Genomic DNA, 11,230 nt, shown 5'->3' with positions numbered 1-11,230 from the left:
TGACGCAAAGCTTCAAATCGATCGCTTTCTTCCTGGCTGTTATTACCTTGCTGTTGTCGGCGTCTGGCTTGTTTGCACAAATTTCGTTGAACATAGACAAGCGCAGTAAAGAAATTGGTATCCGCAAAGTTTTGGGTGCATCGGTACTGCAAATTATCGGACTGGTGAACCGGGAGTTCATCCGCATACTCCTGATAGCATTTGTGATTGGTTCGGTGTTGGGTTACCTGTTTACCAGTAAATTTATTTTCCAGCTTATTTACCAATACCATCCTGATGCAGGGCCAGCTCCCTACATTGGCACCTTCCTGATTGTGCTGCTCTCCTGCGCTGTGATCATCGGAACCAAAGTATTCCGGGCTGCCAGCGCCAACCCAATAGAAAGATTACGCACGGAATAATATTAGCTACTTGAAAGGAGCAGGCGAATGTTCCTTTTAAGTAACATTCACCACAAACCTGGTCGCCGACGTACAAATCTGCTTCACCGTTACACTCCCATCTTCCTTCGCTTTCACCGAACGGAAAGTACCGTTTACGCCTATACGATAATTCGCGCCGGGATGCAGTCCTTTCACTGTAAAGGCATACCTGTCATGGGAAGTCACCGTCCATGATATTTCGGTGGCATTCCATTCGCCCATGGTGATGCTCAGAGGCCGATCAGTGCCGGTGTTTATGCGGAGCGTGGTACTATCCTGGTTATTGGGGTAATAAGTAAATATATTTTCGCTTCTGTTGGCGCCGAATGCTTTTTTGCTTTTCACGGAAAATCCGTTTGTGCGCATGGTGTAATTATCCACGCCTAATTTTAGTTGGTATACCGTGTCACGAAGGGTATAGGAAAACGCGGTCCCATTCAGCGCGGGTGTCATGTTAGGTTCAATGCCCATCCGGTTCCACTTTGGCCGGATGCCGTAAATATCCCGATAGAGTGCGGTGATGCTGGTGCTGATACCGGCTAAAATATCATCTCCCAGACCTTCCTGGGTGGTTCTGCTATACCTTTGAGAAGATAGCCCATCCTTCTTATACTGCTGGAGGATATTGTCTATATACTTAAGCGCGATGGCTTTGTCGTAACTCGCATAAGCCCTGATGCCGAGGTAGCCCCAGGTGGGAAAGATATCGCCGTTTTCATATTTGGGAAATGGCCAGTTTCCGCCGGAAACTTCTGCCCGTTGAAAGCTATCGAAACACAGGGGCCAGTGGAATAAATGTTCGGCGGTAGTGCGGCGTTCTATCTGATCGAGGATGCCGGATATTCTTTGCGGATCATCGCATAGCCCGAATGCGATGGCGGCAAAGTTAACGGGCGTCACCAGGTTGTCGCCATGAACGGAACCGTCTTTGTCACGCCAGTAAACGTATTGTTTTTTTTCCGGCGACCAAAAGCCACCGGCGTTCAATGGCTTATTGAAGGCGGTTTTAAGCCGTTGCGCTATGGTGGAATAATAGTCGGACTGGTGTGCGTTGCCCAATACTTTTTCGCAGTTGGCCCAAAGGGTCAGGGCCTCGTACAACTGGGCATTGACAAACGCATTTTCATAGCTTGCCCAAACAATATCCAGCCAGTCGCTGCATTTCGCTTCTGCGATATTATTATTCTTCATCTCAAAAATGCCGTTGTGATTTTCGTCGCGTTGTAGCAACCAGTTAAGCGCCTTCTCACAGGATGCCTGATGGGATCGCAGCCAGCTGAGATCTCCGTTCAGATCAAACTGCTCGCTGGTGTTGATGATATAGCCGGTTTGCGAGTCGATGGTATAACCCCACATGGCTTCATAGTAGCCGGTTTCGGAGTTGTATGTTCCCGGGATCTCATCACCGGCGGTATTATGCCAGCGGGAAAGTACCCTTCCATCCGGCAACATCGCCTGATCACGCTCCTGATTCAATGTGGCCGAAAAGTTTTTCGTATAGTGTTGATCGTTCAGTGCCATACCGATCTGTGCGAAGAAAGGTTCGTGCAGGCATTTCCAGTTGGTGAGCCAACCATTGCCACCCACGATATTGTTATCCACTACGCCATAGCGCCCGGTGGTATTCAGCAACTCACGTACGGCAGCGGCATCTATGCCTGGTAATGTGCCTCGTGAGTATGCAGCGAGGTAGTCTACATACTGCAATTCGCAGGTCACTTTTATGCGGCCTTTTTTTACTGTAAAAGGGGCAAACACATCTTCTTTCCCTGATACAAACCGGCTGAGTTGATACCGTTGCTTCAATAGAGCATCTGTTACAAGTTGAGAACTTACAAATTCATTGTTAGCGCCGTGGGTGAATTTTGTGGCTACTACATCCGGGCCTTCGGGCTTTGTGTTGATCCGTAGTGCATCACCGGATAGGGCGTTCCAGAAGGTGGTTCCGCCGGTATGTACGCCATAGGTATCGCCGGCCTGTTTCAGGTACTTGCACCACACCATACCACCGTTATCTAAAATGCCTCCTTTCCATACCGCGAGATCGGTAAAATGCCATGCGGGAAAAGCCATGTCTTCCAGGTCTGCATCCTGTTTATATTCGCGTTCAATGTGCCATATTATTTTCTGTCCTGCCAGTTCAAAATTCCATTCTTCTTCCACGCCACCATAACTGATTCCGCTGATGGACACCCCGTTTGCCGTGGCCGCCAGCACGATTTTACGGCTGCTCTTATCTGATGAAAAGACCTCACTTTTTGTGCGGATACCGGTATAGATACCACTAGCTGACAACACATTTTTCCCTTTTATAATTAACTGTTTGATGGAACAACCATTGGAATAATCTATCACAATAGCCAATGTTTTATCCGGCACGGTCAGGGTAATGGTTTTATGGGGAGGGTCCTCCGTGATCGTTGGGTCTGTGTTCACAGCCGCCAGAGAAACCTGCCGGGATAGCAGCAGCGAAAAAATATAAACGATCAGCGATAGCTGCTTATAGTTTGTCATCGGAAAGGTTTTCAGGTATTCGCCGGTAAGATATAAAAATAATCAGGCTTTGTTGGCGGCGTACGAAGCAGGGTGTGTCCGATTCCGGACACTGGCTGCCCGCGCATGAACAGTTATAGAAAAAAACCATACATAAGTGATAGATGTTACTGACTGCGCTGATATGGCCATCTTCTTGCGGAGGTATGCTTATAATATCAGCACTATGAGTCACATTGTCATTCCTATTCCTCCTCTCCCGGGTAAACAGGAGATCGAAGTTGAAGTAACGATTAACAATGAAAAGCAGCAGTTACGCTACCGGGTGGAGCTGTTTTACTGGGACGATTGTTCCAATCCCATGGGACACCGGGCAGACTGTATCAGTGAAATGCTGGCGCATCACGATCCGGAGTGGATCGTATATTATATTGGCGCGCCTACAGACAAGTTTGTTCCGATTACTTTTGTAAGTAAAGAGAGCAGGAAGTTATTACAGCGGGTAAAGGTATAGGAGAAACTACAGCAACCGTTCCAGGACGCCTTTGCGCTTCACAATATTTTTATAGTCCCACTGAATGGTGGCGGACTTGTCCAGCCAGCGTTTCAACAGACCGGCATCTACCTGCTTTACATCGGTGTAACGTGCTTCAGCCGCCTTGAAAGTACCTTCCGGTTGCAGTCCTTCTTCCTCAAAAGATTGCCCGCTCCAGAACAACAGGCGCACGCTGTCTTTCAATTTACTATAGCCAACAATCGGATTATCATTCAGAAACCATACCGGATGCCGGTGCCATATTTTACAGGTGGCGCCCTTCAGGTGGGCATCAATTTCTTTTGCCAATTGATGGCAGATAGCCTTGTCCGTAGCGGACATCGAATCATTGTAGGCTTTTATTTCTTCGTTCATATGACCCGTTTTTAATTTCCCGTTACGTAACCAATTCGCTTCTTGTTTTTTTTCTATACTCAGAAGGACTCTGCGAGGTAATTCCTTTAAAACATTTGTTGAAATTTACCAGGTTATTATACCCACTTTCCAGCGCCACCTCCATCACGGACAGCTGGTCCTGCCGCAATAGTTTGCAGGCATGCGATACCCGTATCTCCTGCAAAAAAGTGACAAATGATTTCTGTGTTCTGGCTTTGAAGTAACGACAAAAAGCCGTGGGAGACATTCTTGCCACACCGGCAATTTCCTCCAACGGAATTTCACGATGAAAATTAGTAATCAGAAACTGATAAACATCATTAAATCTGCCGGCATCTTTAATCGTCATGGCATTCCGGTAATTATCACTGGCGAGATAGTCAAAATCATCTGACTTCGACAGTACATCGATAATTTCCAGGAACACGGATAATTGTTTCAACCCATCAGTAGCATGAATGGCATGAAATCTTTCCAACAGGTACGTGTGTGTGCTGCTTTTAACGGAAAGTCCCCGGCAGGCTTTGGTGAATAACATTTGTACCGCTATCGCTTCGTCCATACCTGCCACCAGGCTCAACACCATGGCTGGTTCGAAATACAGTACCGTGGCTTTTACCCGAAGGTCTTTACGCTTTTGAAAATAGAGATTATCATTTTGCCAGATATGCGGCAGGTTAGGCCCCATAAATACCAGGTCGCCTTTATCAAAATCATCGATATGGTCGCCTACAATACGCTTCCCGTACCCTTCTTCAATCAGCACGATTTCACAGCTTTCGTGGAAATGAAAAGGGGAATTCAAAAAATACTCGTCTACATGCTTCACACGGAATTGCCTGTTGGCATCCAATCCCGTATCAATCAATCTAGCTTTCATGTCCGGAAATTAAACATTATTACCCATTTTTGGAATAAAAACAGCAAATAGGTCAATATAGTTAATATTTTGGGTAAGATAGTTATGAAACAAGCCCTTCAACGCTCCTAATTTGCTGCTGAATTTGTGAACGCTATGCCAACTGCCTACCCGGCAACGGATGGCGTTTGCGACCTATAGATGAGATAATGCTGAAAACAAACGCTTAATAGATAGCCGGCCATGATAAATAAGTTTAGAATAAATTGCACAGGGCTTTTGCTCCTGTTGTCAAATATCGTACAGGCACAGGATTATATAGCTCCCGGAAGACAGGCACTTGCGCCACTACCTGCCAGCATCAGCGGCGTAAAAACCCCGGTAAGCAGCATCGCAGGTACCTGGCAGATTAATCTGACTAAGGATACCACTGCCTGGAAAAAAATACAGGTGCCGGGAGAACCTGCCATGCAGGGGTTCGACATCCAACACGACCAACCCTTTCAATACCGTCGTACTATTACCATCCCTGCAGAAGCCGCCGGCAAGTCCATGTCCATTCGTTTTAATGGCGTTTACAGCCACGCACGCGTGTGGGTGGATGGACATTTCCTCCGCGAACATTTCGGCGGGTTTACGGCCTGGGAATGCGATATCACACCTTATGCCGCAGCAGGTAAAACGGTACAAATGACCGTGGAAGTGACCGATCGTATCGATGATATTTCCTTTGCTTCCGGATATGCCCATCACCCTATCGGTGGCATCCTCCGGGACGTACAACTGGTGATCCGCCCTACCCTGCATCTGTCACGACTCTATACCCGTACAAAACTATCTGCTGATTTCCGCACAGCGGAACTTTCACTGGAGATGGGAATAAATAAACGTGCTGCCAATGCATCCGTTTCCTGGACGCTTACAACACCAGACGGACAAAAAGCCGCCGGACAAAAAATTGTACTGAAACCCGCTGCCACCGACATCACCGATAAAATAAACCTGCCACAGGTGAAAACCTGGACAGCCGAAACGCCGGAACTGTATTTGCTCACCGTACAGCTCTACGAAAACGGTGTTGTTACAGAAACGATCCGTCAACATATCGGATTCAGAGAAGTAACCATCAAAGATAAAAACCAGCTGCTGGTAAATGGCCGCCCGGTGAAACTCAGAGGGGCCTGTCATCATGATATGGACCCGCTCCTGGGCAGATCCACGCACCGCGCACAGGATAGCCTGGATGTAGTGCTGGCGAAAGAAGCCAATATGAATTTTATCCGCACCTCGCACTACCCTCCCACCATGGATCTGTTGGAGTTTTGCGACCGTTACGGCATCTATGTGCAGGAGGAAACCGCCATTTGCTTCGTGGACCAGGACAGAGGCGGAGATTATAACAAATACAGTGCTACTCAAAATGATACTGCTTATACTTCGCGTTACCTGGGTCAGCTGAGTGAGATGATCGACAGAGATAGAAATCATGCCGCCATCATTATGTGGTCTATCGGCAACGAAAGTGACTACGGCAGCAACTTTCAGCAGGAATATGATTTTGTAAAACGTATAGATCCTTCCAGGCCGGTATCCTGGTCCTGGCCCACCAGCGCACTCAAAGAAGGGAAGCGTTGCTTCGATATTGCGGTAGGGCATTATCCGCTCTACAACGGTACTGCCGGTGATATGGGTGGAATAGATCATCACATGATCCATCCGGATTTTCCGTTGCTAAGCGATGAGTGGGCTCACGTGGCCTGTTATAATACCGGCTTGCTCAAATATGATCCTAATACGAAAGACTTCTGGGGCCGCAGTATGGATACCACCTGGCTTAACAGGTTTGATGTACCAGGCAATACCGGTGGCGCCATTTGGGGCATGATAGATGAAACATTTCATCTGCCGGGCAAAGTAACCGGATATGGTCCCTGGGGCATCATCGACGTGTGGCGTAGAAAAAAAGCGGAATTCTGGAATACTAAAAAGGCCTACTCCCCTATTCGTATAGGCGCCACCGTTTTTCCTGCCGCTGATGCAGCAGGCATGCTTCAAATACCTGTCAAAAACAGGTTTGATCACCTGAATCTGGCGGCGGTGGTTTGTAAAGTATCTGCCAACGGAAAAAGCTTTTCCCTGAAACTACCGGTGGTGGCGCCTCACGAAACAGGCACCATTCAGTTCGATACAAAAAAAATAGCCACCACATCGGCGTTATTGCAGTTTTACAGCAACAATGGACAGCTGATCGATGAAGAAATGATTAGCTGGGGACCAGCTCCGTCCCTGCGGCTGCCAGCTGTAAGCGGCAGCTGGACCGTCACACAAACGCCCAACGGCGGGAAGACGATCCGCAATGGCCGTTTATCTGTCAGCGAAGGGCAGCGTGCAGGCGTAACCGATAGTACGGCTATCAACAACGTGGCGATACTCACCGGCATGCCTGATATCCTGATCAACAGCCCGGTAAACTGGAATGCGTTTAAAAATACCGAAGGAAAATTCTCCGGCGCTACCAATATCAGTGAAGCGAATGTAACTAACAATAACAATAGCCGCACCTATCACCTACAGGGAGTAAATGGAAAATATCCGGTAAAAATGGACATTACCATGTATCCGTCTGGCCTTGTGGAAGTAGCATATGAAGCAGACAGCATTCCTGCGCATACCTGGGATATCGGTATTCGCGTGCCGGTATCAGCCGCCATGGACAAAATAAGCTGGCAGCGTAAAGGCTACTGGTCTACTTACCCCGAAGGGCATTTATCCGCCATACAGGGCAGCGCCGATAAAAACAGCGGAGCAGTGTATCACTACCGCGAGCGCCCATCTTCCAACATGGCAGCAGACATGACAGATTACTACCTCGCAGGAACAACAGATGAAGCCAAAGCCACCAACAACGCTTCGGAAAGCTATCGTGCGAAAAAGGAAAATATCCGGGAGTATATCGTTTCCGGCAAAAAATTACCGGGCAGTATTAAAGTGGTTTCTGAAGGGAATCAGTCTGCAAAAATGCAAATCGATCCCGATGGTAAACAATGGCTTATTATATCAGACAAATGGGATTACTGGAGCCTTGCCTGGGGAAATTACCAGGGCGCTGCCAATACCTCCCGGAAAGTTAAAGGTATGGTGCGGTTTATTATTGAATAAAAAGAAATCAATATTCCATTTACCGGTGCGCCGGCCTACATTTTTTATGTCAACGTTATGCATTTAGAACTGATAGACTATGGCATCATTGCCCTTTACTTCTTATTTGTGCTGGGCATTGGCCTGATGCTGAAGAGGAAGATAAAAACAGGAAATGATTTCCTGATGAGCAACCGTAATATACCACTATGGATCACCAGCCTGGCCTTCATCTCCGCGAACCTCGGTGCGCAGGAGGTGCTGGGCATGGCGGCCAATGGCGCGAAATATGGTTTATATACGGTGCATTTTTATTGGTTGGGCGCTACACTGGCCATGATATTTTTAGGCGTATTCATGATGCCATTTTACTACGGCAGCAAAGCACGCAGCGTACCTGAATACCTGAAGCTGCGCTTCGATGAAAAAACCAGGACCTTCAATGCACTCACCTTTGCAGGCATGACTGTTTTTTCTTCCGGCGTATCCCTGTATGCATTAGCGATGCTGATGCAGGTAATGCTGGGCTGGGATTTCGATTTTTCTATCTGGCTAGCCGCCGGCATTGTGCTGGTATACATTTTCCTCGGAGGACTCACCAGCGCCGTATACAATGAAGTATTGCAATTCTTTCTGATTGTGCTTGGCATTGCACCATTGGTATACATTGCACTCCATAAAGCGGGTGGATGGGAAGGCATTATGCAACATGTAGACGATGCCAAACTGCATGTATGGAAAGGATTGTCTTCCCCCAAAAAGAACCCTATGGGCGTAGACGCAGTAAGCATGGTATTCGGATTGGGATTTGTACTGGCCTTCGGATACTGGTGTACAGATTTCCTGGTGGTACAACGCGCCATGATCAGCCGCAATCTGAATGAAGCCAGAAGAACCCCCGTGATAGCTACCATCCCGAAAGTATTCATGCCATTAATCGTTATTCTACCCGGTATTATACTCCTGGCGCTGCAACACCAGTTCGACGGATTTCAGTTACCGGTAAATGCCAGCGGACAAACAGATTATAACATGACCTTGCCATTACTGCTCAAAAGCTTTTATCCCAATGGCTTGCTGGGGGTAGGTATTACCGCATTAATTGCTTCTTTCATGAGTGGGATGGCAGGTAATGTAACTGCTTTCAATACCGTATGGACTTTTGACATCTACCAAACACATATCCGCCGGAATGCTTCTGAAAAACATTACCTGTATGTAGGAAAAATTACTACTGTGGCAGGCATCCTGATTTCTGTGGCCACGGCTTATGTGGCGCGTGGTTTTAATAGTATCATGGATTTATTGCAGCTGGTATTCAGCTTTGTAAATGCACCACTTTTTGCCACCTTTTTTCTGGGCATGTTTTGGAAAAGAACCACTGGAAACGGCGCTTTCTGGGGCTTGCTGGCAGGTACTCTTACGGCTGCTTTTGTTCATGGTATTTCTGTGGCAGAAGGTAAAGGTGGATGGATTTATCATTATACCGATTTTTATTCGGGCACCAGCCAGGCCTTCACCATTGCCTACATCTCTTTCCTGGCCTGTTTGATCGTGACGGTGGTGGTGAGTCTTTTCACCACGCCCAAACCGGATCATGAACTGGAAGGACTGGTGTATAGTCTCACTGCGAGGATTAAGGATGCCGAGCAACGTTGGTATAAAAATCCGTTGTGGCTGGGTATTGCAGTATTGATATTTACGATAGCACTTAACATCATCTTCTTTTAACTACAGATATGGATAGATTTCTTGATCTCCGCTTTGTTATTGGACTCTTTTTTATCCTGACCGGATTACTGTTACTCGCATATGGATGCGTGCCCCCCACGGAGGCAGCCAACCTTTGGAGCGGCGGTATATTTTTACTGTTCGGACTTTTCATGACCTTCCTGTCATTCAAAGTAAAACAATCCTGAAATAGCTGAAAATGTAAAAGGGTATAAAAGGGGCAGCCTTCAGACCAGGTGATCTGAAGGCTGTCCCTTTTATAGTAAAGCGCTATTTACTTTTTATGTAACCGGTATACTTTGGTTTCGTGCGCATCTATCTTTAATGTCAGGGCCTTATTCCAGGAGCTGGTTTGTTTACTCCATACATCTTTTGCCTGGTAAGCAAAAGGCAATCCCATATCGGCAAGGGCTACACTAAAAGTGCCGGGCTGATCTCCACGGTTGAGAATACCTACTGCCACGTCGCCATTGGCCAGTGGTTTTACCACTACCTGCCAGTTATCCTTTCTGAATTTACTTTCGCCCTGTACACCCAATGGGTCCTGATCAATGTCGATCAGGTCTTTATTGTAAAGGATTTTTTTGGTGGCCTCATTCATATTGGTGACATCGCAACTGATCATGAGCGGAGAGGCGAGCAAACACCATAAGCTCATCTGACTCTGGTATTCTATATCGGTACAACCAGTACCTCCCAGATCGCCGGAAGGGCCTTTGCGGCCGTAGAGCCCAACTACCAGCATATCAGGATCATTCCATCCTCCGGGTGCTGCGTAAGTACTGAGTTTTGTGTTGATGTCCAGCACATCTAAAATACCGGCGCCGGTACGATGCAGGTCATTGGGTTCTTTGGGCGCCACTTTACTTTGCCACTTATCGCGGATGTCGGCAGAAATACGCCATAGTTGTCCGCCTGATTTTTTTGCCCACAGCCAGGGACTGCGATTGCCCCATTCACAAATACCAAATACGATATCCCGGCCACTATGTGCCAACGCATTGGCCATTTTGGAATAGCGCTGGATGGCTGTTTGCCAGTCATCGGGGGCATCGCAGTAATCGTATTTCAGATAATCTATTCCCCAGGCAGCAAATGTTTTGGCATCCTGATCTTCGAAACCCAGACTGGCGGTATAACCGGCGCAGGTAAGCTGTGCAGCATCTGAGTAGATGCCCAGTTTCAATCCTTTGCTGTGTACATAATCACAGAGTGCCTTCATTCCTGAAGGAAACTTCTTTGGATCAGGGATCATATTATTTTTGTTGTCGCGTCCTCCCTGCCATCCATCGTCGATGAAAATATAGTTGAAACCTGCCTGCAGCAATCCATTGGCCGACATGGCATCCGCTATGTCGCGGATATCATGCTCCGTAATTTTATCAGCATAAAAGTTCCATGTCATATACCCCATAGGAGGCGTGGGCGCTTTTTCCTGGGCTTGTAAAAGGCCCGCCGCTAAAAGCAAAACGAAAAATATACCTGTCTTTTTCATAACTATTTCATTGTTCAGGGTACAAAATAGGCATTACGCCCGAGAAAGGAAAGCGCCGGTAAGGGCGGTTGACAGTTTGCTAATTTTGTTTATAAGAAGGATAATATCCTTAACATCTCCCCTATATTATACAATACCTTCATTATTCAATATCAGCCAAA

General features: G+C 47.2%; 8 protein-coding genes. 4 read left to right on the top strand and 4 right to left on the bottom strand.

Features of this window, described 5'->3' with window-relative positions:
- Positions 1-401 (top strand): ABC transporter permease (locus VIP81_RS01545; protein WP_331956716.1); only part of this gene is annotated, 401 nt, incomplete at its 5' end.
- Between the two features lie 36 nt (positions 402-437).
- On the opposite strand, the gene VIP81_RS01540 is transcribed toward VIP81_RS01545, so the two are convergent.
- Positions 438-2,936, bottom strand: coding sequence for a hypothetical protein (locus tag VIP81_RS01540; RefSeq protein ID WP_331956715.1), 2,499 nt, complete (start codon positions 2,934-2,936; stop codon positions 438-440).
- A gap of 205 nt (positions 2,937-3,141) precedes the next feature.
- On the opposite strand from VIP81_RS01540, the gene VIP81_RS01535 reads away from it, so the two are divergent.
- The gene (locus VIP81_RS01535; protein WP_331956714.1) at positions 3,142-3,429 is read left to right on the top strand and encodes a hypothetical protein; all 288 of its coding nucleotides are present in this window, start codon (positions 3,142-3,144) and stop codon (positions 3,427-3,429) included.
- Between the two features lie 6 nt (positions 3,430-3,435).
- On the opposite strand, the gene VIP81_RS01530 is transcribed toward VIP81_RS01535, so the two are convergent.
- Positions 3,436-3,825 (bottom strand): DUF1801 domain-containing protein, encoded by a 390-nt coding sequence (locus VIP81_RS01530; protein WP_331956713.1) that lies wholly within the window; start codon positions 3,823-3,825, stop codon positions 3,436-3,438.
- Between the two features lie 22 nt (positions 3,826-3,847).
- Positions 3,848-4,726 (bottom strand): AraC family transcriptional regulator, encoded by an 879-nt coding sequence (locus VIP81_RS01525; RefSeq protein WP_331956712.1) that lies wholly within the window; start codon positions 4,724-4,726, stop codon positions 3,848-3,850.
- Positions 4,727-4,984: 258 nt separating this feature from the next.
- On the opposite strand from VIP81_RS01525, the gene VIP81_RS01520 reads away from it, so the two are divergent.
- Together VIP81_RS01520 and VIP81_RS01515 are read left to right on the top strand one after the other, a co-directional pair.
- Entirely contained in the window at positions 4,985-7,864 is a 2,880-nt protein-coding gene (locus VIP81_RS01520) for a glycoside hydrolase family 2 protein (protein WP_331956711.1), read from the top strand.
- Between the two features lie 57 nt (positions 7,865-7,921).
- Positions 7,922-9,574 carry a sodium:solute symporter family protein gene (locus tag VIP81_RS01515; protein WP_331956710.1) on the top strand — a complete coding sequence of 551 codons (1,653 nt, stop codon included), beginning with the start codon at positions 7,922-7,924 and terminating at the stop codon, positions 9,572-9,574.
- Positions 9,575-9,848: 274 nt separating this feature from the next.
- On the opposite strand, the gene VIP81_RS01510 is transcribed toward VIP81_RS01515, so the two are convergent.
- Positions 9,849-11,069, bottom strand: a complete 1,221-nt coding sequence (locus VIP81_RS01510; protein WP_331956709.1) for a glycoside hydrolase family 27 protein — start codon at positions 11,067-11,069, stop codon at positions 9,849-9,851.
- Between the last annotated feature and the right edge of the window lie 161 nt (positions 11,070-11,230).

This window comes from Chitinophaga sp., assembly GCF_036566945.1.
In the GTDB taxonomy this organism is placed as follows: domain Bacteria; phylum Bacteroidota; class Bacteroidia; order Chitinophagales; family Chitinophagaceae; genus Chitinophaga.
This window is presented reverse-complemented; position numbering and strand designations above follow the sequence as displayed.